The following is a 23425-nucleotide window of genomic DNA, read 5'->3' as shown; positions in this document are numbered from 1 at the left end:
TTCCGAATGCAAGGCAGGCCGACCCGCCAAAAGGTTGTTACTGGGTTGTTTGCTGGAGCTGTGATAGGACTCATTTGCCTGATCGCTATCGCCAACTGGCTGGTGAATACCAAAACCAGCTCGCGGCTTTATAACAATGTAGAAAGCATTCCATACAATAAAGTCGGTGTTCTGCTCGGCACCAGTAAGTACTCTCGTGAAGGCGGCTATAACAACCATTATGCTCTCAGGCTCAAGACCGCCTATCTTCTCTACACCCGAGACAAGATCGATTATATTTTGATCAGCGGCGACAATGGAACACCCTATTATGATGAGCCGAGTACCATCCGAAAGGATCTTTTGAAAATGGGCATTCCTGCTGAAAGGATCTATAGGGATTATGCCGGTTTTCGAACCCTGGACTCCATTATCAGGGCAAAGTTTGTCTTCGGGCTTGATAGATTCACCATTATTTCCCAGACCTATCACAACAAACGGGCACTCTATATCGCCCAGAATAAAGAAATTAATGCTATTGCTTTTAACGCTGGTGACGGGGTCGATATTGACCTGAGCAATAAGGCCAGAGAGATCCTTGCAAGAGTTCTGGCCGTCCTGGAAGTTCACTGGTTAAACACCGGCCCCAAGTACCTGGGCCCAACGATCGATATTGGTAATACACCTCCGACATAGAACCAGACCTGAAATGCGACTGATTACCAACAAAAAAAAGACAGGCTTGCCTTTTCTGGCTTTCTGCCTGTTTCTACCCGGCACTCTTGCTCTGGCGGATCAAAACAGGATCTCCATCTCGACAGGGATGTACCCGACAGATTACCCGCCTCTTTCCTGGAAGGATGGTAGAAAAGGCATTGTGCAGAAAACCCTTGAAGCTATCAGCGCACGGAGCGCCTTTGACTTCACGGAAGAGTACTACCCTTTCAACCGTATCATTTACAAGGTAGGAAATGGCAGCCTGGATCTGCAGGCCTGGAGCTCCCCCCAGTGGCGAGAAAGAGTTTCCGGGAAAGTTTACTTTACCGAACCTTTTGCAGAGCACTGTGAAGTCATTGTGCAGTTACAAGACAGTAAACTGGCAGTGAATCGGCCCGGCGACCTTCAGGGAAAGCGACTTGGGGTAGTGCAGAACTATACCTTTAAGACTTTTGAACCTTACTTTCAATCCGGAGAAGTGATTCGCAACAACTCCAGGGATGAAGTGCACGCTTTGAAGCTTCTGGAGAAAGGCCGAAATGATGCAGTACTGATGGACGAAATGGTAGCACGCCACCTCATTAAAACCCGGTTCGCGGGATTGTTTGTGACAGGAAAAACATTCGACTGTGTTCCTGTGACATTCATGTTCAGTAAGTCTGCTGAAAAGCACGGAAGAAAAATCAACACGGTTCTTCAAAAGTTAAAGTCAGAAGGTGTCATAGATCAGATAATAAAAAACTATCGATGATCGATAATGACTTTCTAAAATTCCTTAGAGATTGGACAAGTAATCGTCTAAATCACTAAATTGCCTGATCGTTTTATTAATTTGCAACATGCTCAGAAGCTCATCCGTCTTAGCATTTACACCTACTAAGGTAAGCTTTCTTTTTTCAATTTTTAAACGCTTATAAAGAAAGACCAGTACACCTATGCCAGAAGAATCAAGCTTTTCAACAGAACTCATGTCTATAACCACATCACCTGAACAATCTTTGAGAAGATGATCGAGATGGGATCTTAAACCGTTAACGGTTTCAGCATTAAATTGACCTTTCAATGAGATGACATCATATGACTGAGCGTGTGAGATTGCGTAATCCATTACTTCCTACTCCTTAACTTTACTCCTGACTTTCCAAAGCGAAAAACCAGACATCTTTTTTTTACAAGCCTCATTATCAGACTAGCAGCCTGTCGGACTTAAGCGCCCGTAGCGAGGATTGCGAGAAATTGAGGATAAAAATTTCTGCTTCTGAGGAGAATAGCGGGGCTATTTGACGAAGAGGCAGGAATTTTTAGACCAATTTATCGCAACCGCAGTAGGGCAGACTTAAGTCCGACAGGCTGCTAGACAAGCCGTAGCTTAAAAGATGAGCACATCTATACCCTTTGGCAATAAAAAAATCAGCTCAAGATAACACTTCCTAATCAAAATACTCTTTTGCCAACTTACCATCGTTTTTTTAAATAAAAAACAAATAAAAAACCTTACGACAATTATTTCACCTGATAAAAACCTAATTAAAATTGTGTTTAAAGATTACAATTTTGTATTAGTAAACTGCTCTCAACTTCCTATAGTTAATTTCACAAGGAAATAAAAAACTCTTAAGCCAACACTCGTTTGCTTACTAGTTGTTTTCCACCTTTTTTAATCAATAGCCAACCTCGTTGAAGTCTGTTGTTGAAACGTTCTATGGATGGCGTCAAAAAAGTCAAAGAATATGGAAACCAGCACAGGCATTGATGCTAAGCAACGCTTATCTGCCAAATTGCTAAAAGCTGTTCTGATGGCAGCCTGTGTGCTGGGCATTTCGGTCAGCTGTGTTCAGATTTTCTTTGATGCTCGCCAATTCAGCAAAGGCATTGACTCGGAAGCCTGGCAAATGCTGGCCATGATCAGGGAACCTTCCACTCAGGCCGCCTATAAAATGGAACCCACAACGGGCGAAGAGATTCTTTTCGGGTTAATGGAGCATCAGTCAGTTCACATCGCGGCTATCAAAATACCCAATGAACCTGAGCTTGCTGTTATAAAGCGTGACCTTTCCAAATCAGGGTATCGCTATTTCTCAGACTACCTGTTTGAACCTGTCCGAATTTATCGTATTCCTCTGTACAAAAAAGAACCCGTTCTTGAACATTACGGCGAGCTCTTTCTGGCCATTGATACGGCTCACCATGGCCAGGAGTTCATCCAGCGCTCACTGATTGTAATGGTCAGCGGTATTTTCAGAGCTATTGCAATGGCATTCCTGCTCTACCTGATCTATTCATTGATTCTTACTAAACCTCTGAACCGTTTGATTAGAAACCTGTATCAGATTAACCCGGACGCTCCCGGCCCTCATAAACTTTCAATGCCTAATAGCCGTCAGAACAATGAGCTGAGTATCTGGGTTAGAACGGCGAATCAACTACTCGAATCAATAGAACGAAACCTGAATCTGAGACAGAAAGCTGAGGCTCAGATCATGAGACTGTCTCAGTATGACTATTTAACCCGCCTGCCAAACAGAAGAACCTTGCAGAAGCACTTGCAGAACCTGATCAATAAACCCGGGAGCTCTGATGGCAATATTGCCATTCTCTGTCTCGGCCTTGATGATTTCAAATCACTCAATGCCCATTTCAATTTCAATGCGGCAGAACATGAACTGATCAAAATTGCAGACCGCCTGAGAAACCATATTGGTAATAGAGGCTTCATCGGCAAGCTTGGAGAGGATCAGTTTGCAATCATCCTTTCTAAAATCACCCAACCTTATGCAGCGGCTGAAATGGCTCAGGCACTTCTGAAACAGCTGGCAACCCCCATTACAGTGAACGATGAGAAGATAACCATCAACGGAACCGTCGGTATCACGTTATTTCCTGATGATGGTCAGCAAGTGGATAATCTCTTGCAACAGGCTGAATTCGCCATGATTATGGCCAAGTCCAGAAGCCAGAACCGCTACCAATTTTATATTGCCTCCGTCGATACCGAGATCCGGCAGCGCAAGAAACTTGAAAGGGACCTTCATGAAGCTCTGAAGCATCATGAACTAAGTCTGGTGTATCAACCACAGATTGATTTCAAAACTTCCCGGATGGTGGGTGCAGAGGCTTTACTTCGTTGGAAACATCCTGAGAAGGGACTTATTTCACCGGAAATGTTTATCCCTATGGCAGAAGACAATCTGGAAATTATTCCTATAGGTGACTGGGTGCTTGAATCGGCATGCCAACAGCTTCATGAATGGCATAAAACAGAGTTCCATGATTTGAGAATTGCCGTGAACCTTTCTGCCATTCAGCTAAGAGATAAAAATATCGTTGATCGCATCAAATACCTGTTAGAAAAATACCAGATTCCTCCCCGGTTGCTGGAAATTGAAGTGACTGAGACCTCCATAATGGAAGACATTGAACTTTCCTCTGAACAGCTCAATAACATCAAGGCAACGGGCATCACCCTTGCGATGGATGATTTCGGCACAGGCTACTCCTCATTAAGTTACCTGAAACAGTTTCCATTCGATAAATTGAAAATAGATAAATCCTTTGTCGAAGGGCTACCAGGAAATAAGGAAAACACCGTTATCGTTGAAGCCATTATTCAACTGGGTCGCAGCTTTGGCATTAAAGTCATCGCCGAAGGTATTGAAAACAGAGAGCAGGAAACACACCTTATCAAATCAGGATGCACAGAAGGCCAGGGGTACTTTTACAGCAAGCCCCTTGCGGATCAGGAATTTGCTGAATTTTTGAGAAACTGGAAAAACAAATCTACAAGTTCCAGGAAAAGGACATTCCCTAATGAGCCCGACGTCGACAACCACTGAAGACACCACTCGTGCCATTGAGCGCTACCTGACCGACAACCCCGGCGATGAGTCACTGGGTGCACTTGGCATGACGGCAGATGGGCGGATTGTCCGGTTGGCCGAGCATGATGAATGCCATCGGCTGGAACTGCATCAGATGCTTGAACAACGGCTCGGAACACTAATGCCCCCGGAGTTAGATCAGTCAATAAGGGAGCGGATGATTGAGAACGCGCTAAAAACTGACGTTCAAACCCTGGGTGAATATAGGAAAAAGATTCATCGGGACCGGCAAATCCGAAATAGGTTAGAGACTTTGAAGGCTGATTATGCCGCTGAATTTGCCATCATGCACGAACGGACCAGAACGAAAGTGGGCCGAAAGGGAGAGACCCAAACCGAAGGTTGCGGAACAATCGCTTTTAAAGCCCATTGGGAATATCACTTCAGTAATGAGTTTACCCGGACGCATTGGAAATTCATGAGCAATTTCAAACGTGGACTTAATGTCGACAGAGATTTTTTCATGAGTAACGTGATTACGTACCAGCTTGAATGGACTTTTCTAGACAAACGCTGGCTTCTGGAACTGCCAACAGCCATTGAACGCTGCAAAATTACCAATAATAGGACTCTCGATGTTTTGCGCGATCATCATCAGGATTACAGTACCGAAAGCTTTCGCAAAGACTTTCTGGAAACCACCGATAATGGCAAGAGCACTGTAAGAGTCGCGCAGGACCTGGGACTTAAAATTGCTGGCCTGACCGTGACTTACTGTGGCAACCCCGTCAAAGCAGTCAATATCGATGAACTACTTAATGCCCGAAGAGAAAGGACCTTTTCTGTGATTGTGCACGTTCATCCGGACTCCTCGTTTTACGATGTATGAAATGAAAGCCGAAGATAAAAGGAAGTAGAACCATGAGAGGAGTCACCTATGTGCACCCGCTTACCACTCTCGGTAAAAGAGCAATGGATTTGGCCTTAGCAGTGATCGGCATTATTTTTACACTGCCTCTTTACCCCTTCATTGCTTTAATGATCAAACTGGACAGTCCTGGTCCGGTTTTTTATCGTCAGATGCGCATTGGCTATCAGAGCAAAAACTATGTCCGCCTCTTTCTAATGAACCGGTTCAGAACCATGAGCGTCGATAAAGAAGCCCAAAGTGATCCTGTCCGGGCGACGAAGAATGAACTCCGAGTCACCAAAGCAGGTCTTTTTCTTCGCAGGACCCGTCTGGATAAATTACCTCAACTCTGGAATGTTCTCATGGGCGATATGTCCATCGTCGGTCCCAGACCTGAGCCCCTTGGAATCTGCCATAAGCTGGAAGACAACATCCCCTTTTATACTGAAAGAACCTATGATGTTATCCCCGGAATGACCGGACTGGCTCAGATAAACCTGAGTTGCGACGAAACCCTCTATGATCTGAGAAACAGAGTCGCTTATGACCATGCCTATGCGCTGTCTTTGAGCAACCCTGCTGACTGGCTAAAAATGGACGTTAGCATCCTGTTCAAGACTTTTTGGGTTATGGCAACGGGCAAGCGGTAACAACCATCAAATTAATGACCTCAATAATTGAGATGGTTCGCTACGTCCAAAGCTCTGCGCATTCCTTCCCGGCTATGAACCCCAGGCCATGGGCCTCTGAAGCAGTGAACACCCTATCCCTTCCGGTGCTTCACGCTCCTCAGGCCACAAGAGAAAGTCGGGATAAACCCCTTTGTGTAAGAAAGGTGGCTGATGTCTCCACCTTTACACGACTTTCTTCAGTAATGAGCCGTTATCAATACATCGATCCGGAATCAGTTCAGGTAACCTTTTTGTAAGATAGGCTTCCAGTTTGCTCTTACCGGTTTTATCCAGCTCAATGCCCAGCTTGCTTCGACGCCAGATGATATCTTCAACCTGGTAAGCCCACTCATGCTCAATCAGATAATCAACCTCGGCAGCATAGAGCCCGGCACCGAAATGCTCTCCCAAATCGTCCAGTGAACGACTCTCTCCTATCAAACGACGACTCAGGCTTCCATAAGTTCTACTGAAGCGAGAAGCGATCTCTCGAGGCAACCATGGATAAGCATTGCAAAGCTCTTCGACAAAGTCCTGTACACTCTTGAACCCTTCACTGCCCGGCAGCTGGCAGGTTTTAGTCCAGCTTTCGCCCATATCAGGGAAATAAGGCTTAAGTTTGCCAACAGCCGCTTCACCCAGCTTGCGATAGGTCGTCAGTTTACCGCCAAAGACAGAAAGCAACGGCGCCTCGCCATCCTGATCTTCCAGCTCCATGGTGTAGTCGCGGGTAATTGCCTGGGGAGAGTCTGATTCATCTTCACACAGTGGACGCACTCCAGAGTAATCCCAAACAACGTCATTCAGTGAGATCTGTTGTTTAAAGTGTTTGTTCACGATATCGCAAAGATAACGTTTTTCATCTTCAGAGCAGCATACATCAGCAGGATCACCCTTATACTCAACGTCGGTGGTACCCACCAATGAATATTTGTTCAGGTAGGGAATGACGAAAACAATCCGGTGATCTTCGTTCTGCAGAATGTAGGCACGTGGCTCCTGGTGAATACGAGGAATGATGATGTGACTGCCTTTGATCAAACGGATTTTGCGCGGGGATTTTTGCTTGAGCCCCTCATCAAAGAAAGATTGAACCCAGGGGCCGGCCGCATTCAGCAAGGCACGACTTCGAACAATAGACTCTTTTCCAGTGATCTCGTCACGAAGAGTGATATGCCAGACACCGTCTTTTCGTTCTGCACGCAACGCCTGAGTTCGAGTACGAACTTCTCCCCCCTTTCTCTGAAGCTCCATGGCGTTCAGAACAACCAGACGGGCATCATCTACCCAGGCATCAGAATATTCGAAACCTTTCCTGAAGTCTTCCTTAAGCGCAGAATCCTTGCCAAATCTGAGGGAGTTTGATCCCTTCAGAGAAACCCGGGCACTGAGGTTGTCATAGAGAAAGAGACCGGCACGAATCATCCAGGCGGGTCGCAGATGAGGTCTGTGAGGCAGACAGAAGCGCATGGGAGAAGCAATATGGGGAGCCATTTTAAGCAGAACTTCCCTCTCTGCCAGCGCTTCCTTAACCAGTCGGAACTCGTAATGTTCCAGATATCTGAGACCACCATGAATCAGCTTGCTGCTGCTTGATGAGGTAGCCCCGGCCAGATCAGACTTCTCGCACAGACCGACTTTCAGGCCCCTGCCTGCTGCGTCTACGGCGATGCCTACACCATTGATACCACCACCAATCACATAGATGTCAAAGAGATCCCCTGTCTGCACCTGCTTCATTTCACTAACACCCCAAAACGAATATTTACGAAATCATATAAACTATATCGAACTTTATAGTACAAAATAAACCAACATGTTTACAAATTCGAATAAATACGAATATACAGGTGGTTCATAACAGGGATATGGCACAAATGTGAAGCGTGCAGGAACGCCCTGGATCAGGCTCCTGCACCAAGGATGCGAGGGGTTATCAGGAACAAGCGCATTTGGCTGATGTTTTGCTTCTTATCGGCACGGAACAGGCGACCAAGAACAGGTATGTCGCCCAGTAGCGGAACTTTAGTCGTCTTCTGATCCTGACTTTCTTTATAGAAGCCACCAATCAGCAAACTTTCATTTTCGTTTACAATTGCTTGTGTACTAATCGAGCTGTTACTGACTCTGGGCAGGGAAAGATTCTGGTCGTTAGTGTCACCACCATCCTGAATATTCACACTCATGTGGATCCGACGACCTATCTCCTCTTTGACAATTCTGGGGGTAACCTGAACAACGGTTCCCGAAGTAACAGGGAACAGTTCTGCATCTTCCTGGCTGGCCACCTGAACATAAAAGGTGCTGCTGTTATCGAAGACTGCCTCCAGATTGTCCAGTGTGAGAATGGAAGGTTTGGAAACGACTTTGGCTCGACCTTCATCCTCCAATAGACTGAGTCGAGCATTAAAACTGCCTATGTTCATACCCAGAACAGTCGTGAATGAAGAGAAGTCATCATCATAGGCGGAAGAACCCGGATCAAATGTAATTTCAGAATTCGTTCCACGGGTATTGTTCCAGTCAACACCCAGCGCTTCTATATCGGCTGTATTCACATCAATAATGGAGACGCTGACCTCGACCTGGGAAGAAGGTTTGTCCAGAGATTCGATAAGGCCTTCATACATGACCATCTTGGACTCCAGATCATGGACAATAATGGCATTCAGCCTTGGATCTGCACTAATGTAAGCCCCTTCAATATAGGCACCGGCATTCAATGCTTCTTCGGGCTGCCGGGACTGCTGTTTATTCTGTGTACCACTGCGAACAACACCCTTTGCAGGCTGCATTGCAAGTGGTTCAACAGGCTTACGTTCAACGCTGGAAACCCCTCCTCCACTGACGATGTTTCTTAACAGGCTAGCTACCCCGGGAACAACGATCTGCTGACCTCTGAAATTGAAACTTTTATCGGTGGCCCAAGCGTACTTGAGTCTGAACATACGCACTGTCAATTTACTCTTCTGCCGTTCACCTTCTTTATCGTCGAGTAACTCAGCCGTTTGTCCCACTATTTCAATGTATCTTGGCGGTCCGGATACATAAATCAGGCCATCTTTTGGCTGCTCTTTCCAGAAAAAGCGACCATCCCAGACACCCACTTTTTTAAGTGTTTTCTTGAAGTCCCGGGTACTCATGTATTCAAGGCTGATGATCTTTTGCTCAGCTGAACTGCCACTGTAAATGTAGAGTGAGTGGCCATCAAAATACCAGATAAATCCGTAAATATTAGCCATGTGATCCAAAAAATCGACGGGCGTCAGTGGACCAATCTTGCCGTTCACTTCACCTATAACATCTTCAGAGATAACGATTGGAACATAGTAACTGGCAGCAAAGTTCTGTAATGCCTCGAGCAGATCTTCACCACTGCCATAAAAGGAATAAGGACGGTCTCCAAAGACGGCCAGAGCTGGAGAATCTGAATCTTTTACCTCCTCCTCCAATTCTTCCAATAATGCCTTGCTGGCCGCTTCAATACTTTTCACCTGTTCGATCGCAGACTCAGGACTATCTTGTTCCTTGGATGATGCTTCAGCTTCCAGAGGAATATCAAAGCCAACCCTGACTTCGGGCTGTGGAGTCTTTCGCACATAGTTGTAGTCGATACTTTCGATATCTGTCGTTTGTTTCTGGCCACCCATCCACTGCTGCAACCGGAAATATTCCTCTTCATCAGGTCTGGATCTTGACGGAGGAAATGCAGTTGCATCCAGAGCCTGAACCGGAGGCCCTGCTGGCCGGGTTGTCTGAAACCCGGGCTCAACGTATTCGGTAGAACTATCTGGTAGGTATATGGTTTGTCCCACCATCAGATTTGAAGGGTTGCTAATGTTGTTCAACTCAGCTAGCTCATGGAGCTCAAACCCATAATTCTGAGCAATAATGAAGAGCGATTCACCAGGGCGCACGATATGCCTTCGAGAAGTGTCAGATTGGGAAACGGAAGACCACACTGCCGCCTGGGAAGTGGACGACAACAAGCCAGCAAAAAGTATTGGGATTAACAAAGCCAGAGCAGGCAACAAAATCAGCCAGAGTCTGAGAGTTTTTGAGCCCATTTGAAGAGTGCCTCCATGCCCATCCTCTAAACAACCCAATAATAAAGGTATTAACGGCTAAATAAACTTTTTACAATTAATGTTGTATTTTTTTATAGCTATTTTAAATACACAACAGAACAAGAACAGTGTATCCAAGATTACCCTTCAATTCTAATCATTTACACAGTTTTAGAGCCAGTGCTACGGTTTACTGTCATCCGGCCGATGCTAAAACGAAGATAATCAATTCATCCAAACAGAGGCTCTGCATTATGGACGTGTCTTTTAAAAACGGTCTTTCGGGTATTTCATTCGTCAATAATGATTTTATTGATAAAGACTTTCCGAAAGACAAGTCTTCTTTTAAACCCTCCGGTGAGGGTATTTCAGCCCAGCTCTGGAAAGCCCTTGAACTGGGTCGTAACTACCAGAATCGTGAGAAAAAATACGCGCTCGGCCTGACTGAAAAAGCTCCTTCACTCTCCCCTGATGAACATCACATGATGACGGACATGGCCATGAGCCTTCTGAGTAAGCACGCTGAAGAATGGCCCGAAGCAAAAGCTGCTCTGGCCATATTAAAAGAGTCAAAAGAATTGCAGGAATACCTGACCATGACACGAAATGTTCTGGTCGCAGGCTAATAGCAACAATAAGGAAGAGAAAACATGAGGGAGGAGAAAACATGAGGGAGGAGAAACCATGAATAGGCCATTAAGGCAGTGGTTACTGGCTCAGGCCTCGTATTATATGGAGTATCTACAGCCACGAAAGTCGATCGCTTTGTTAGAAGCCGTTAGACGATTTGAGCCCAAAAACCCCGATGTTTATCGAATGCTCAGCTACGCCTACTTGCAAACGGATCGACCTGAAGATTCCATCAAGGCCGCCGATACTTTTCTGCAGTACGCGAAGCCTGGAATGGATACCCGGGCTATTAAATGGATCAAGGGGCGAGCACTGCTCAAAAAGAGAAAGAAAGCCGCTGTAAAATAATCTCTTGCTTGACCAGACTGCTCTCTCCTGCAAACAGACTGGTCATAAAGCATGAATCCTGTCGTAGCAGGGCTTAATAAACTGGGCCAAAGAAATGACCTGATGCTGGCAGTCATGCTGGTAGCCATCGTCAGTCTCATCATTTTGCCCATGCCCACCGTTCTGGTGGACTTTCTTATTGCCCTCAACATGGGGCTCTCCTTCATCCTGATGATGACGTCTATCTATCTGTTATCTCCGTTGGAATTCTCTTCGTTTCCAGCGGTGCTTCTGGTAACGACCCTTTTCAGACTGGCGCTATCTATCACTACTACCCGACTGATTCTTCTCCAGGCTGATGCCGGTGAAATCGTCTATACCTTCGGAAACTTTGTGGTAGGCGGTAACTTGATTGTCGGTATCGTAATCTTCCTGATCATCACAATTGTGCAGTTCCTTGTCATCACCAAGGGCTCTGAGAGGGTTGCAGAAGTCAGTGCCCGTTTCTCACTGGACGGTATGCCCGGTAAACAGATGAGTATCGACGCCGACCTTCGTGCCGGCTCCATCGAGATGGAGGAAGCACAAAAACGTCGGGAACTGGTGCAGAAAGAAAGTCAGATGTACGGCTCCATGGATGGTGCCATGAAGTTCGTAAAAGGTGATGCCATCGCGGGTCTGATCATTATCTTTGTAAACATCACAGCCGGTGTTGCCATTGGTACCATGATGAACGACATGACGGCAGGTGAGGCATTGCAGCTTTATGCCATCCTGACCGTGGGCGATGGTCTGATTTCACAGATACCCGCTCTGCTGATCTCCATCACCTCCGGTATTATCGTCACCAGGGTCTCCAACGAAGACTCCAAAGATCTGGGTAATGAAATTGGTGGACAGCTACTCGATAAACCCAAAGCGCTGCTGGTTGGAGGCGTTCTGCTTCTTGGCTTTGCCCTGATTCCCGGTTTCCCCACTTTCATATTTCTAATGTTGGCTCTGATGATTGGTGGTGGTGGCTATTACCTGTTGAGGAAGGCCTCCCGCGAGATGGCTCAGGAAGCTGAAGGCGGGATTCCAGCCATGGCCGCTGCGACTGAATCAGCCGGAGATGCCAAGTCCAGACTGGATCAACAGGAAGAGTTTACGCAAACCCTGCCACTGATTATTGATGTACCGACTTCCATCCAGGAAACATTGAACACCCAGATGCTTAACGATGAGCTTCTGAAAGTACGAAAAGCGCTTTACATGGACCTCGGGGTTCCTTTCCCTGGTATCCACCTTCGCTTTAATGACTCCATGATGGACAACACCTATTCCATCATGCTTCAGGAAGTTCCTGTGGCAAGCGGTCATTTCAGACCGGGTTATGTCTTCGTTCGTGAAACCATTGACCACCTGGAAATGCTGAAAATCCCTTATGAACAGGAAGACGATTTCCTGCCCAGCCTTGATACCCTGTGGGCAGAAGAAAGCCAGAAAGAAAAGCTGGAAAAAAATAATGTTAATTACATGGATGCCCCGAAAATCCTGACATTCCATCTGGCACACGTATTGAAAAAATATGCAGAAGAGTTCATTGGCATTCAGGAAACCCGCTATCTGCTGGAAAAAATGGAATCCTCATTTGGCGAGCTGATAAAGGAAGTCCAGCGTCTTCTACCAGTTAATAAAATTACTGAAATATTCCAGCGCCTGGTCTCAGAAGACATCTCGATCAGAAACTTGAGGTCCATACTTCAGGCACTGGTCGTCTGGGGCCATAAAGAAAAAGAAGTGGTTCAGTTAACTGAATACGTCCGTTCATCATTGAAACGATACATCAGTTACAAGTATTCGAATGGTAAAAACATGCTGCCCGTATATCTTCTTGATCAGGATGTTGAAGATACCATTCGTGGTGGCATCCGGCAGACGTCGGCAGGCAGCTACCTTGCTCTTGATCCGTCCCAGTCTGCTCGCTTTGTCGAGAATGTAAAAAACACAGTGGGTAAAATTGGACACCTTGAACATAAGCCTGTCCTGATCACATCCATGGATATTCGCAGATACGTCAGGAAGCTTCTGGAACTGGAAGTTTATGATCTGGCTGTATTGTCCCACCAGGAGCTTACTGAAGAGATCACAGTACAGCCTCTGGGTCGTATATCACTTTAATCAATGCTGATAACTCAGACAGCCTATTCTCTTTAGTAGAAAGGCTGTCTGGTCAGAAAAGAAATACAGGGAATGAAGAAAGATCTTCTTTTAGAGACCGTTAAGTGGAGGATTATTGAAGATCAGAGCGAACCAGACCGTAAACGTATTGATCAAAGTAATCTTCACCTTTGAAAATATGTTTCCTGAGGACACCTTCGAGTTGGAAGCCGCACTTTTCGAGTACTTTTCCAGACCCCTTATTGTAATCAACAACATCGGCATAAATGCGAACCAGACCCAGTTCGTCCATAGCGTACTGGGCAACCCGGCTGAGAGCTTGAGTCATTACGCCTTTTCCCCAGTGAGACTCGGATAGCCAATAGCCAATTTCAGCCGTAAAGCGATGAACATCCAGTTGGGTTACAAAGCCTATCTCACCTATGGCCTCCCCTTGATGATCAATCACAAAACGTGTATCAGCTTCATTTTCCTTTACATGCTGAATCCACGCTCTGGCGTGCTCTATCGTATAGGGGTGAGGAAAACTGTCCCTGAGATTCTTGGCCACATTCCAGTTGTTGCCATGACGTGAAAGTGATGGTGCATCACCATAAAGAAAGCTTCTAACACAATATCCGTTACCCAGATCAAAGCGCATATCCATTGCCTGACATGATCAATTCATCAGGTATTCAATCGGCAAAATACTGTGTGACTGAAGAGAGGCATAAGGTCTGTTACTGCCTTTTTTTCATTTTATCCAACATGGCATCAACAACGGCTCTTGCTTCATCCTGCGCATCGGGCATAGTGTCAGGGTTAAGGTCGGGAGCTACACGCCATTCAATGACGCGTTTGGCAAGTTTTCGAGCCAGAACGCCAACGATATCATCAAGGTACTTCTCGTCCAGCATGGGCAAGTCCATAAACCGAAGGTGTACTAAAAGCTGCTCCGATTTGCCTTCTTCTTTCATGTGGATAGCAAAATCGCCTGCGTCTGATGTGCTCTGACTAATGGTCAATGTGAAATGTTGGCCACTCATAACATTCTCCAAACATAACTAATCCAGTTGTCGGCGAAGCTATGGCGGGCTTTAAGATATGCACCCTCTGTTCTTACACAGATTGGAAATAAAAATCCTTGATCCATAGAACAACCTCCATTTCGCTCTCAGGTAAACTTTCAACCCACTTAACTACACTGAAGTATGTTTACGGGCGATATAAACAAGGATAGACATAACCGCTCATCAGAATATTCAACCCTGGGAGAGAACCATGATCACTAACCATGACGCAGAACCCATCCAGCCTTCCAACCGTGGTCAAGTTGACCCCACCCAGCCGGTACAGCCAATTGATGCGGCTGAGGCAGAGCGCTTTGCTAATCTCAAAAAACAGGCAGAGATGAAAGAAGGTGAAGCCAGTGAAGTCGAAGACGGCATGATCAGCCCGGAAGAGCTTCAAAGGCAGATCAGGGAGAACCTGTTCAAAAATGGCTTTAACAAGGCTATGGAGAAAGCTCGGGAAATATCTAAAGAGTTAAAAGAGGGCTAACCCTCTAGCTCTTTTACTTCTTTTGATTATAAATCTACTGTTTTAGATAAATTACAACAGGATAAATAACTTACATGTATTGGCTTGAGGCATAACCCGGGTCTTTTTCAGGCCAATCAGACAGGCCACTCAATTAAAGGACCAGAGCCAAACTCAGAACTAATTGTCATACAAGGAGTAGTAAGATTTATGACAAGAACGTTGAGCAATGTTGTATCGCTACCGAGTTCGGCAAAACTCTCTCAGGTCGGTGAAATAAACACTGTTCTCATTAATGCTTTCCAAAAGAGGGTATTCCCCCATGTCGATCCTATTCTTACTGACCTGATTCAACATCTGGTGAAGCTTTCTGAGGCTGGCCACAATAATGCTCAAATCATGCAGTTCATAGAAGCCAGACAGGGCCTGATAAGATCAGAAAGTGAGATCATAGAATGCTTCCGGATGGAAGTATTAAAACATTTTCATGATTTTGAAGAAGAGGACAATACAAACACCTCCATATCTCTGGATGAGTTGTCATTAGTTGACAATGGCGACCTTGAGAAAAAACTGGCATTGCAGTCTGCCGCCAGGCAGCTCAGCATGAGTGACCATCTTCAATACTTCAACAATATTCAAAACAGGCTGTCCGGATTAATCCATTTTGAGCCGGAGAATAATCCACTGGGTGCTCAGAAGATCTGTGAGAGTTTTGCGCAGGCACTATTTCCCGCTCAGCTGGAACCGGAACTGACCCAGGAGCTGCTTTTACAATTTGCTGTCAAGATAAAGCCTGCGGTGATGGAGCTCTGGCATGAAGTAGACAATTACCTTGACTCTATCGGCCTTGAAATCAGTAAACCGGCTACAAAAATTGCAGAAATCCCTGAAGATGAACCCTTTTCAAAATCGAAACACATTCAAGAATTATCAGCGGGCAACAGCAGAGATGCTGTTCCCCAAAATAAGCAAGAAGCGCCTGCACTTGATACGAGTCAAAAAACGGAAGACTCATCCCACATCTGGAATGAAGCATTCATGAATGAGCTGGCAAACAGGCTGCTTTCCAGAGTAGAAGGACTCCTGAATGCTCCGTCAGAGGCTCCTGATGCTTCGGTAAGTTGTGATGCCAATCTGTTTGCCAGCGTCGAGCTAGCCAGCACCCTGACATCTATACAGGAAGAGCTTTCAAGTCAAAATGCCTCTATCTTCAGCCTGGCAGAGTCTATAAAGGGCGCTTTGAAGGACAAAGGCGTAAAACAAAAACTATCACCAAGGCACCGTGACCTTATCAACATGGTCGGCATGCTGTTCGAGTTTATTCTGGACGATCATGAGTTACCGGATGAAGTTAAAAAACTGATTGGCTTACTTCAGATTCCTGTTTTAAAACTGACTTTGCTGGAAGAAAGTTTTTTAACCGATCGCCACCATGCGGCAAGAGAATTACTCAATGACATGACTTCGGCCGGTATGCGTACGACACTGGAACCAGAAACCGAGAAGCCTGTCATCGAGTTGATTGAAGACACCATCAAGTACATTATCAAACACTTCACAGAAAACCCTGACATATTTTCCAGTTGTCATAAAAACTTTAACGAAAAGCTACTTAAAATCAGGGGTTCCATAGAACAGAATCAAACCACGACAGAGCCCAATCAGACTGAATCTGCCGTACATGAAGAAGTTGTCATTACCGAGGCTATTGTTCCTGAAGCTGAAACAGGCGAGGTTAACAGCGAATTCCAGCTCATCATCTGCAATCTTATTTCTACACGCCAATATACAGTGCCGGAGTCCATGGAAAAGCTGGTAAATGATGTTTGGTCTGATATTCTGGAGAGTGCCCTTAGTAACTCAGAATCAGCAGACGTTTCATGGTTCGATGCCATCAATACACTGGATATTTTGTTATGGAATCTACAACCAGAACACCGTGACTCAGTCTCAGCTCAGGACTGTCTTCTGTTAAAAACTATGTTACTCGACTATCTCAACAAAACCGGTCATGACCCCTTTATCGTAGTTGAATGGATGAATGATTTGGACGCACTGATATCAATACCCATTGAATTCCCCAGAGAAGAAGTCATTTCTGTATCCCCCGAAGATTCAACAGCAGAAGAAGTGCATCCAGAACCGGATACAGAAGAGATCATACTCCAGAGTCAAAGGTTAGATGATTCTGACCTTGAATTACCTGAAGTCGTTGATAATGTTTCAGAAGATGACGAAGTCAGCGACAAAAATACTCTGGACGAACACACCGGGGCACAACTAATTGTAGGCCAATGGGTTGAATTCATAGGCAAGCAGGATCAGCATTTCCGTTGCAGACTCTCCTCTATCAATGCAGTCACCCATCGCTATACCTTCGTTAACAGCTCCGGGATGAAAGTAGCCGAAATGTCCGGCTATGCACTCAAGTCCGGCATAGAAAATGAGCGCATCTGTATTATTGAAGACACTCAATTCTTCGATAAGGCTCTGCATGCCGTGATGAACAAATTTCTGAAGTTTTAGCATCTATCGACGACACATATTCTGAATGTTCTACAGAAATGATCCAGATAAAAAGGAGGTATCCATTGATCGACCTTGGGAATCTGCAAGAGCTTACCGAGGACGATGCGCCTCTGATGCAGACGCTTCTGGATGAATTCCTCAACACCACAGAAGAAGATCTCAGGTCTCTGGATCAAGCGGTTAAAAAAAAGATGCATCAAGAGATCGCCAGCCTGGCACACCGAATCAAAGGCTCTTCTATGATTGTGGGAGCCAGCCAGCTGATACAGCTGACCAATGAGCTCGAAGAAGCCGGTAAACGCGCTGAAAATGACAAGTTCGAGTCATTACTTTCTGGCATCAAAGAATGTTACAGCGGTGTTTCTGAAGCTATCAGAAAGCTGTAAAGACCACGACTGCCGTTGTGTGACAGTGAGTTGTACTCAAACCGGAAAGATCCTGCCGGATAATCTCCGCAGCCAATGTTACCGGAATCATTCCGATGACCCGGATCAAGATTACAGAACCACTGTTGCATACACTCTTTGTCTGTTTAAGACAGTCAGACAAGCTACGTGTCTTTTATGGAGGTTTGATGGGAACGATTTATCCGGTAGAGTAACGCCTCTTAACCTATAAGCAGAACGAGCGGAATGAGTCTGACCTCCACCCCAATATCAACACCCTCTCCCCAGAGCCTTGCTGAAGACCTGGCCAGGTGTGCCCGGGGGGAACAAAAAGCCTTAAAACATCTTTACCAGCAGACTTCGGCGAAACTCTTTGCCGTGATCCTGCGTATATTGAAAGACAGGGAGCTTGCTGAAGACTGCCTTCAGCAAGTTTATATCAAGATCTGGCAGGCATCATCCAGCTATAACAGCAGTAAGGCTGCTCCCATGACCTGGATGAATACCATTGCCAGAAATCAGGCACTGGACCATTTGCGGAAGCTGAAACGGGAGCCCCAGATGGAAACGGAAACCCTTGACCTGCAGGTCGACCAGAGTTCCAGTCAGGAACAAATGGTGACGGACAGACAGAACAGTCAAGAAGTTCACCGCTGTCTGAAAACTTTGAATGATAACCAGAGACGCTGTCTGGAACTCAGTTATTTTGATGGAATGACTCATCAGAATCTTTCTAACCAGCTGGAAGTTCCTATTGGCACCGTGAAAACATGGATTCGACGTGGACTGATGAGGTTGAAGGAATGCATGACCGCTTAGACCTGAGCAATCCTGATGAAAGAAATCAGGCTGCAGCAGACTATGTGCTCGGCTTGCTGACGCCCGATGAAAAAGCTCAATTTGAAGTATTGATGGCCGTGAGCCACGATGCTCAGCGTGAAGTTGATGAATGGCGAGAGCATCTGGATGTTCTGAACGAGGCTTTACTTCCTGTGAAGCCGCCAAAATATATCTGGAAAAATATTCACAAAGCCACTGGCAACAAAGAATCATTCTGGAGCAGTCTGAAGTTCTGGCAAGGTTCCGCTTTTGCCTCTGTTGCCCTGGCTCTTTTGATGGTTCTGGCGAATTTCCACTCAGTCAACCCGACAGGTATGGAGTACGTTTATGTCGTCAATAATCAGGAAAAAAGCCCCGGGTGGATTCTCAACGCATCCCTGGGCAGTAAAAAGCTGGTCATGGAGACCGTTCAGCCTGATTCCGTCCCCGAAGGGAAAGCCTGTGAGCTGTGGTTGGTGGTGGATGGTGTTGAGCCCATTTCTCTGGGAATGCTGCCTGAATCAGGCACCAAAGAGATGACGATACCCAGGGGGTGGACAGAAAAGCTTTCCAAAGCAAAAATTGTAGTCACACTGGAGGACCAGAAGGGCGCACCCAACGGCTGGGATATGGGGCCTGTTCTGGACAAAGGAGACTGGAGTACACGAACTTATTAAATTCATGGACACTGCCTGAAAAAGCAGTGTCTAAGCTTCTGATTACCAGGGGATCAGAGCACCGTCGTAGTTAATAAACTGACCGCTGTTCTCCGGCCCGAGACGCTCGATCACTGCCATCAGTCCTTTGATGGAGGTTCGGGAATCAATCAGAGCATTGGGCCCACCCATATCCGTCACAACCCAACCCGGGTGGCAGATAGCAACACTGATTCCCTTATCCGACAGATCGTGCGCCATACTCTTGCCAACAGCATTTAATGCCGCTTTTGAGGAGCGATAAATATAGCTTCCACCGCTTGTGTTGTCAGCGATACTGCCCATTTTGCTGGTCATCAATACAATCTTTGACCCCTGAGGCATCAACTTAACCAGCTCCTGCACCAGCAAAACAGGTGCAATGGTATTGACTTTCATGACCTTGAGCCATTCTTCAGACTCAACTTCGCCAAATTTTACTCGCTGACCGTAGATGCCCGCATTATTGATCAGTATATCGATCTGCTCTCCCTGCAACGTGTTCTTCAGGTTCGTTCTCTGTGCAGGATGGGTGACATCCAGAGGCACCGTCTCCAGCTTTTCACAGTGTTGCTGCTTCAACTTCAGCAGATCTTCCGCCGACTCCGGTGCCCGACAACAGGCATAGACTTTGTAGCCTTTTTCCAAAAACTGCCTGCAATACTCCAGACCCAGACCCCGGTTTGCTCCGGTCACCACCACCGTTTTAGTCATCACTTAACTCCTCATAAAGACTGTCCAGACGAGCCAGATACTCAGACCTTTCTGAACGCTCAAGAAAACTGGCATTGAAGCTGTTTCGAACCAATTGATAAACAGCCTGATCGTCCAACCCTAACGCTTGCTGTGTAGCGTGGAAATTGTCGTTGATATAACCACCAAAATAGGAGGGATCATCAGAATTGACAGTGACACAGAGTCCTTTGTCCAGCATCTGCTTAAGATTATGGTCTGACAATCTGTCAAATACACACAACTTGACGTTCGAAAGGGGACACACTGTCAAAGGAATGTTGTTCTCAACCAGATACTGAACAAGACTTTCGTCGTCCAGACATCGAACACCATGATCAACCCGCAATACTTTCAGTGCCTTCAAAGCCCCCCAAATATACTCTGCCGGACCTTCTTCTCCTGCATGAGCAACGGTCTTCAACCCAGCCTGTCTGGCTTTGTCAAAGACCTCGGTAAACATCTCCGGAGGGTTCCCCAACTCAGTAGAGTCGAGACCGACAGCAATCATTCTCTGATGCCAGGGTTTCGACATTTCAAAAGTGTTCAGCGCTGCCCCTGCACCCAAGTGACGGAGAAAACACATAATGATGTGACTGCTGATACCCAGCTGTTGCCTGCCATCCTGAAGTGCGGCCTCAATGCCCTCAAACACAGTGGCAAATGGAATACCTCTATCGGTGTGGGTCTGTGGGTCAAAGAAAATCTCGGTATGGACCACATTGTCCTTTTGACAGCGCTCAAGATACGCCCAGGTCAAATCATAGAAATCCTGCCCGGTCTGAAGAACCCGGGCACCGGCATAGTAAATATCCAGAAAGGATTGCAGATTGGAAAACTGGTAGGCCTCCCGGACGTCGTCGATACTTTGGTAAGGGAGACTGATTTTATTTCTTTCAGCCAGAGAAAACATCAGTTCGGGCTCCAGAGTACCTTCAATATGCAGATGAAGCTCTGCTTTGGGTAACGAGTCAATCATGGAAGAGTCTGCCTTTTCATCTGCCATTGAGGAAAGTCAGGAGTTCATTCTTGAATGAATACTGCATTTCCACGTTAAAAAGAGCTATCCTTTCAGAAGATACTCATAATACTACCCTGCCTGCAAATCAGGCAGCGATATCAGCAATGGTGCTTTCGCTTTCAGGCTGCATTCTTGCTAAAAACCATGGAATGGTACTATGTCGAAAATTGATGGCTCAGGACAACCGCTCCCCCAGACACAATTTGACCCCAACAAATCCCTTGTCGATGAAGGCAATGCGTCTGCTGATACCGCCCAAGCGAAGAAATATCTTTCAGCAGAGAAGCCAGAGTCAGGACCAGGAAACAAGTCGATTCTCTCCAGAGGTGTCAAAACAGCGCCCTCGGAAGGTAAATTGGCACCTGCAGAGCTGGGCATGATGTTGGAGTTTTTTAAAGAGGGTGATTTAGTCGGTGCTAAGATGTCCATGGATCGCTTCATCAAGGATCTGAATCAACTGGATAAACTAATCTCAACCTTACCAAAAAATCAGTCAGAGAGAGCCAAGAAACTGTTAGCCGGCTTCGCTGGCCAGCTCACTGCTAAAGATATCGTCAGTAAACTGGTGGTTTCAGACGTTTCACTGACAGAGCAATTTGAACAAATCACTGAGTACATGACTCGGCCGGGCACCTCAGAAAGCCCGGTCAGAATCATTGCCAAAATCAAGGCCGATGAGTACCTCAATAACAGCGGGCTTGGGCAGGATCTTCTCCAGGAGATGGTTAAGCGTACAGAAAAGGAATGCCTCTCTTCATTAAGTCAGATAGTCAACAAACTGGGTGTGAAGTTACAGGAAGGAGAGCTAACGCCTGGTCAGCAGAAGGCCCTGGAGCAGCAACTTCGTCAGATTCGCATCGAAATGTCCGCTTTGTAGCCGGGCTCAGACAGAAGAAAAGCCGTCAAACACTGTCTGATGGCTTTTCTTGATCTGAAATCTTGTTAAATCAGACCAGTACCAGCATCACAGTCACCACACTCAAAACCAGAGTGGCTCCATAAAGCAGAGCTTTCAGCCCTGCTCCCGGATGAAAACCCAAATCATGCAGTCCGTGGTAAATCCTGTGGATACAAGCCCAGTAGGAAGGCACCAGGGCGACCAGAAGAACCAACTGTCCAATCAGGTTATTCAGGAAGAAACCTGACATTCTTTCATAAGAAAGCGCTTCTGCAGGAATCACGCCCAGAGATACCGCCAGGATCACCAGGATCACAGCCGGGAAGAAGAAGGCGATTGTCGTGCCACCAGCGCCAAACAAACTCCACAGCAACGGCTCAATGTGTCTTTTCTGACTCATGACTCTCTCCCTCAAAACCGCACTGCAGTTGCAAAAATAATGACAGAAACAGCTGCCAGACCTGCATACATCAGTTTATTGACGACATTATCAGCCACCATCTTGCGAATCTGCTGAGGTAATACCCGTGGTGTCATATCAAAAAAGGTGATTGCATGAAACAGAGTCATCCCCAGTGTCACAACTGTGAACAAAATCATCAGAGGATTAGCCTGAAAGGACAGCCAGGCCTCCCAGGCATCTTTTCCCCGGGTCAGCTGAAGAATGCCGAAGAACAGGTTGATGCTATATATTGCATCGAACAAACAGGTCGCTTCCCTGGTCATATAGGCGCGGTAAAAAGGATGATCCTTATACCAAGTGCGCTTCATGGGGCGCACATAAGGACGACGACTCATCACTTGCCTCCTTTACGCGGCATCAGGAAAGACAAAGCCCAGTCCTGGGCACCCTGCAACTTGTTCTGGTTGATAGCAGCAGCCGGATCGACATTCTTCGGGCAGACCTCTGAGCAATAGCCCACAAAGGTACAGGACCAAACACCATTCTTGCCCTGAATGACTTCGGTACGCTCATCATAACCATCATCCCGCGTATCCAGATTATAACGGTGTCCCAGTGCAATAACGGCTGGCCCTGTAAACAGCGGATTAATTCCCATTTGAGGACAGGCTGAATAGCAAAGCATGCAGTTAATGCAATTGGAGAACTGCTTGTAAAGGCTCAGCTCTTTGGGTGTTTGTCTGTTCACACCCTCTGCAACCGGTTTTTCCATTGCATTGATGATGTAGGGCTTAACAGACTCCAGTTTTTTGATAAAGTCTTCCGCATCCACCACCAGATCACGCTCAATCGGGAAGTTAGCCAGAGGTTCTACCTTGATAGTGCCCTTGTAATCCCTCAGGAAGCTCTCACAACCCAGCTTTGGTGTTCCATTAATGACCATGCCACAACTACCGCAGACAGCCATGCGGCAAGACCAGCGATAGGCCAGGGAAGAGTCCAGTTCGTCCTTGATGTATTCAAGGGCATCCAGCATGGACCACTCTTCGAGGAAAGGCACCTCAAACTTGCTATAGCCGGGCTTCTCATCGCTTTCCGGGTTGTACCTCAGAATCTCAATGTTGATTGTCTTGTGACTCATT

The 23425-nt window shown here is 46.3% G+C and carries 24 protein-coding genes; 14 read left to right on the top strand and 10 right to left on the bottom strand.

Annotation, left to right across the window (positions count from 1 at the left end):
• Positions 1-6: 6 nt before the first annotated feature.
• Positions 7-675, top strand: coding sequence for a vancomycin high temperature exclusion protein (locus P6910_RS06735; protein ID WP_317145505.1), 669 nt, complete (start codon positions 7-9; stop codon positions 673-675).
• Between the two features lie 13 nt (positions 676-688).
• Complete coding sequence (locus P6910_RS06730) at positions 689-1447, top strand: ABC transporter substrate-binding protein (RefSeq protein ID WP_317145504.1); 759 nt, start codon at positions 689-691, stop codon at positions 1445-1447.
• A gap of 24 nt (positions 1448-1471) precedes the next feature.
• On the opposite strand, the gene P6910_RS06725 is transcribed toward P6910_RS06730, so the two are convergent.
• On the bottom strand, positions 1472-1804 hold the full coding sequence (locus tag P6910_RS06725) for an STAS domain-containing protein (RefSeq protein ID WP_317145503.1): 333 nt from the start codon (positions 1802-1804) through the stop codon (positions 1472-1474).
• Between the two features lie 622 nt (positions 1805-2426).
• On the opposite strand from P6910_RS06725, the gene P6910_RS06720 reads away from it, so the two are divergent.
• From P6910_RS06720 to P6910_RS06710, 3 genes are read left to right on the top strand one after another with little or no spacing between them, the layout of a single operon-like run.
• On the top strand, positions 2427-4529 hold the full coding sequence (locus tag P6910_RS06720) for a putative bifunctional diguanylate cyclase/phosphodiesterase (RefSeq protein WP_317145502.1): 2103 nt from the start codon (positions 2427-2429) through the stop codon (positions 4527-4529).
• Complete coding sequence (locus P6910_RS06715) at positions 4504-5403, top strand: hypothetical protein (RefSeq protein ID WP_317145501.1); 900 nt, start codon at positions 4504-4506, stop codon at positions 5401-5403. The genes P6910_RS06720 and P6910_RS06715 overlap by 26 nt, the downstream gene beginning before the upstream one ends.
• Positions 5404-5435: 32 nt before the next feature.
• Complete coding sequence (locus tag P6910_RS06710; protein ID WP_317145500.1) at positions 5436-6074, top strand: sugar transferase; 639 nt, start codon at positions 5436-5438, stop codon at positions 6072-6074.
• A 204-nt stretch (positions 6075-6278) separates the two neighbouring features.
• On the opposite strand, the gene glpD is transcribed toward P6910_RS06710, so the two are convergent.
• Together glpD and sctC are read right to left on the bottom strand one after the other, a co-directional pair.
• Complete coding sequence (gene glpD / locus P6910_RS06705) at positions 6279-7835, bottom strand: glycerol-3-phosphate dehydrogenase (protein WP_410493884.1); 1557 nt, start codon at positions 7833-7835, stop codon at positions 6279-6281.
• 164 nt (positions 7836-7999) lie between these two features.
• On the bottom strand, positions 8000-10162 hold the full coding sequence (gene sctC / locus P6910_RS06700) for a type III secretion system outer membrane ring subunit SctC (RefSeq protein ID WP_317145499.1): 2163 nt from the start codon (positions 10160-10162) through the stop codon (positions 8000-8002).
• Between the two features lie 254 nt (positions 10163-10416).
• Here sctC and P6910_RS06695 point away from each other — a divergent pair, with 254 nt between their 5' ends.
• The 3 genes from P6910_RS06695 to sctV are packed head-to-tail and all read left to right on the top strand — an operon-like array spanning position 10417 to position 13279.
• Entirely contained in the window at positions 10417-10788 is a 372-nt protein-coding gene (locus P6910_RS06695) for a hypothetical protein (RefSeq protein ID WP_317145498.1), read from the top strand.
• A 58-nt stretch (positions 10789-10846) separates the two neighbouring features.
• Positions 10847-11140, top strand: a complete 294-nt coding sequence (locus tag P6910_RS06690; protein WP_317145497.1) for a hypothetical protein — start codon at positions 10847-10849, stop codon at positions 11138-11140.
• Positions 11141-11191: 51 nt separating this feature from the next.
• Positions 11192-13279 carry a type III secretion system export apparatus subunit SctV gene (sctV, locus tag P6910_RS06685; protein WP_317145496.1) on the top strand — a complete coding sequence of 696 codons (2088 nt, stop codon included), beginning with the start codon at positions 11192-11194 and terminating at the stop codon, positions 13277-13279.
• A 112-nt stretch (positions 13280-13391) separates the two neighbouring features.
• Here the strand turns inward: sctV and P6910_RS06680 are convergent, their stop codons facing one another.
• Positions 13392-13919, bottom strand: a complete 528-nt coding sequence (locus P6910_RS06680; protein ID WP_317145495.1) for a GNAT family protein — start codon at positions 13917-13919, stop codon at positions 13392-13394.
• A 79-nt stretch (positions 13920-13998) separates the two neighbouring features.
• A complete protein-coding gene (locus P6910_RS06675; protein WP_317145494.1) occupies positions 13999-14304 on the bottom strand; it encodes a hypothetical protein in 306 nt (101 codons plus the stop codon).
• Between the two features lie 235 nt (positions 14305-14539).
• Between P6910_RS06675 and P6910_RS06670 the strand changes: the two genes are divergently transcribed.
• The 5 genes from P6910_RS06670 (at position 14540) to P6910_RS06650 (ending at position 19211) form a co-directional block, all read left to right on the top strand.
• A complete protein-coding gene (locus P6910_RS06670; protein ID WP_317145493.1) occupies positions 14540-14818 on the top strand; it encodes a hypothetical protein in 279 nt (92 codons plus the stop codon).
• Between the two features lie 189 nt (positions 14819-15007).
• Positions 15008-17326 carry a DUF1631 family protein gene (locus P6910_RS06665; protein WP_317145492.1) on the top strand — a complete coding sequence of 773 codons (2319 nt, stop codon included), beginning with the start codon at positions 15008-15010 and terminating at the stop codon, positions 17324-17326.
• Between the two features lie 65 nt (positions 17327-17391).
• On the top strand, positions 17392-17715 hold the full coding sequence (locus P6910_RS06660) for an Hpt domain-containing protein (RefSeq protein WP_317145491.1): 324 nt from the start codon (positions 17392-17394) through the stop codon (positions 17713-17715).
• A 246-nt stretch (positions 17716-17961) separates the two neighbouring features.
• The gene (locus tag P6910_RS06655) at positions 17962-18534 is read left to right on the top strand and encodes an RNA polymerase sigma factor (protein ID WP_317145490.1); all 573 of its coding nucleotides are present in this window, start codon (positions 17962-17964) and stop codon (positions 18532-18534) included.
• Entirely contained in the window at positions 18519-19211 is a 693-nt protein-coding gene (locus P6910_RS06650) for an anti-sigma factor domain-containing protein (RefSeq protein WP_317145489.1), read from the top strand. The genes P6910_RS06655 and P6910_RS06650 overlap by 16 nt, the downstream gene beginning before the upstream one ends.
• Positions 19212-19253: 42 nt before the next feature.
• Here the strand turns inward: P6910_RS06650 and P6910_RS06645 are convergent, their stop codons facing one another.
• Complete coding sequence (locus tag P6910_RS06645; protein ID WP_317145488.1) at positions 19254-19943, bottom strand: SDR family oxidoreductase; 690 nt, start codon at positions 19941-19943, stop codon at positions 19254-19256.
• Positions 19936-20940, bottom strand: a complete 1005-nt coding sequence (locus tag P6910_RS06640; RefSeq protein ID WP_317145487.1) for an adenosine deaminase — start codon at positions 20938-20940, stop codon at positions 19936-19938. Before P6910_RS06640 ends, P6910_RS06645 begins: the two co-directional genes overlap by 8 nt.
• A 199-nt stretch (positions 20941-21139) precedes the next feature.
• On the opposite strand from P6910_RS06640, the gene P6910_RS06635 reads away from it, so the two are divergent.
• A complete protein-coding gene (locus P6910_RS06635; RefSeq protein WP_317145486.1) occupies positions 21140-21859 on the top strand; it encodes a hypothetical protein in 720 nt (239 codons plus the stop codon).
• A 70-nt stretch (positions 21860-21929) separates the two neighbouring features.
• Here the strand turns inward: P6910_RS06635 and frdD are convergent, their stop codons facing one another.
• Genes frdD through P6910_RS06620 form a run of 3 tightly spaced genes read right to left on the bottom strand, consistent with a single transcriptional unit; the run spans position 21930 to position 23424 of the window.
• Entirely contained in the window at positions 21930-22280 is a 351-nt protein-coding gene (gene frdD, locus P6910_RS06630) for a fumarate reductase subunit FrdD (RefSeq protein WP_317145485.1), read from the bottom strand.
• Between the two features lie 11 nt (positions 22281-22291).
• Positions 22292-22678, bottom strand: coding sequence for a hypothetical protein (locus P6910_RS06625; protein ID WP_317145484.1), 387 nt, complete (start codon positions 22676-22678; stop codon positions 22292-22294).
• Complete coding sequence (locus tag P6910_RS06620; RefSeq protein ID WP_317145483.1) at positions 22678-23424, bottom strand: succinate dehydrogenase/fumarate reductase iron-sulfur subunit; 747 nt, start codon at positions 23422-23424, stop codon at positions 22678-22680. Before P6910_RS06620 ends, P6910_RS06625 begins: the two co-directional genes overlap by 1 nt.
• Position 23425: the final 1 nt, after the last annotated feature.

It is taken from the genome of Endozoicomonas sp. 8E, assembly GCF_032883915.1.
Classification (GTDB): domain Bacteria; phylum Pseudomonadota; class Gammaproteobacteria; order Pseudomonadales; family Endozoicomonadaceae; genus Endozoicomonas_A.
This window is presented reverse-complemented; position numbering and strand designations above follow the sequence as displayed.

Excerpts from the sequence above, each read along its gene's own strand:
- P6910_RS06680 (WP_317145495.1), bottom strand. The coding sequence starts at position 13,919 with ATGCGCTTTGATCTGGGTAACGGATATTGTGTTAGAAGCTTTCTTTAT.
- P6910_RS06635 (WP_317145486.1), top strand. The coding sequence starts at position 21,140 with ATGTCGAAAATTGATGGCTCAGGACAACCGCTCCCCCAGACACAATTT.
- P6910_RS06645 (WP_317145488.1), bottom strand. The coding sequence starts at position 19,943 with ATGACTAAAACGGTGGTGGTGACCGGAGCAAACCGGGGTCTGGGTCTG.
- P6910_RS06655 (WP_317145490.1), top strand. The coding sequence starts at position 17,962 with ATGAGTCTGACCTCCACCCCAATATCAACACCCTCTCCCCAGAGCCTT.
- sctV (WP_317145496.1), top strand. The coding sequence starts at position 11,192 with ATGAATCCTGTCGTAGCAGGGCTTAATAAACTGGGCCAAAGAAATGAC.
- P6910_RS06715 (WP_317145501.1), top strand. The coding sequence starts at position 4,504 with ATGAGCCCGACGTCGACAACCACTGAAGACACCACTCGTGCCATTGAG.
- P6910_RS06735 (WP_317145505.1), top strand. The coding sequence starts at position 7 with ATGCAAGGCAGGCCGACCCGCCAAAAGGTTGTTACTGGGTTGTTTGCT.
- P6910_RS06650 (WP_317145489.1), top strand. The coding sequence starts at position 18,519 with ATGCATGACCGCTTAGACCTGAGCAATCCTGATGAAAGAAATCAGGCT.
- P6910_RS06725 (WP_317145503.1), bottom strand. The coding sequence starts at position 1,804 with ATGGATTACGCAATCTCACACGCTCAGTCATATGATGTCATCTCATTG.
- P6910_RS06730 (WP_317145504.1), top strand. The coding sequence starts at position 689 with ATGCGACTGATTACCAACAAAAAAAAGACAGGCTTGCCTTTTCTGGCT.
- glpD (WP_410493884.1), bottom strand. The coding sequence starts at position 7,835 with ATGAAGCAGGTGCAGACAGGGGATCTCTTTGACATCTATGTGATTGGT.
- P6910_RS06625 (WP_317145484.1), bottom strand. The coding sequence starts at position 22,678 with ATGAGTCGTCGTCCTTATGTGCGCCCCATGAAGCGCACTTGGTATAAG.
- P6910_RS06620 (WP_317145483.1), bottom strand. The coding sequence starts at position 23,424 with ATGAGTCACAAGACAATCAACATTGAGATTCTGAGGTACAACCCGGAA.
- P6910_RS06675 (WP_317145494.1), bottom strand. The coding sequence starts at position 14,304 with ATGAGTGGCCAACATTTCACATTGACCATTAGTCAGAGCACATCAGAC.
- P6910_RS06720 (WP_317145502.1), top strand. The coding sequence starts at position 2,427 with ATGGAAACCAGCACAGGCATTGATGCTAAGCAACGCTTATCTGCCAAA.
- P6910_RS06640 (WP_317145487.1), bottom strand. The coding sequence starts at position 20,940 with ATGATTGACTCGTTACCCAAAGCAGAGCTTCATCTGCATATTGAAGGT.
- P6910_RS06695 (WP_317145498.1), top strand. The coding sequence starts at position 10,417 with ATGGACGTGTCTTTTAAAAACGGTCTTTCGGGTATTTCATTCGTCAAT.
- P6910_RS06670 (WP_317145493.1), top strand. The coding sequence starts at position 14,540 with ATGATCACTAACCATGACGCAGAACCCATCCAGCCTTCCAACCGTGGT.
- sctC (WP_317145499.1), bottom strand. The coding sequence starts at position 10,162 with ATGGGCTCAAAAACTCTCAGACTCTGGCTGATTTTGTTGCCTGCTCTG.
- frdD (WP_317145485.1), bottom strand. The coding sequence starts at position 22,280 with ATGAGTCAGAAAAGACACATTGAGCCGTTGCTGTGGAGTTTGTTTGGC.
- P6910_RS06710 (WP_317145500.1), top strand. The coding sequence starts at position 5,436 with ATGAGAGGAGTCACCTATGTGCACCCGCTTACCACTCTCGGTAAAAGA.
- P6910_RS06665 (WP_317145492.1), top strand. The coding sequence starts at position 15,008 with ATGACAAGAACGTTGAGCAATGTTGTATCGCTACCGAGTTCGGCAAAA.
- P6910_RS06690 (WP_317145497.1), top strand. The coding sequence starts at position 10,847 with ATGAATAGGCCATTAAGGCAGTGGTTACTGGCTCAGGCCTCGTATTAT.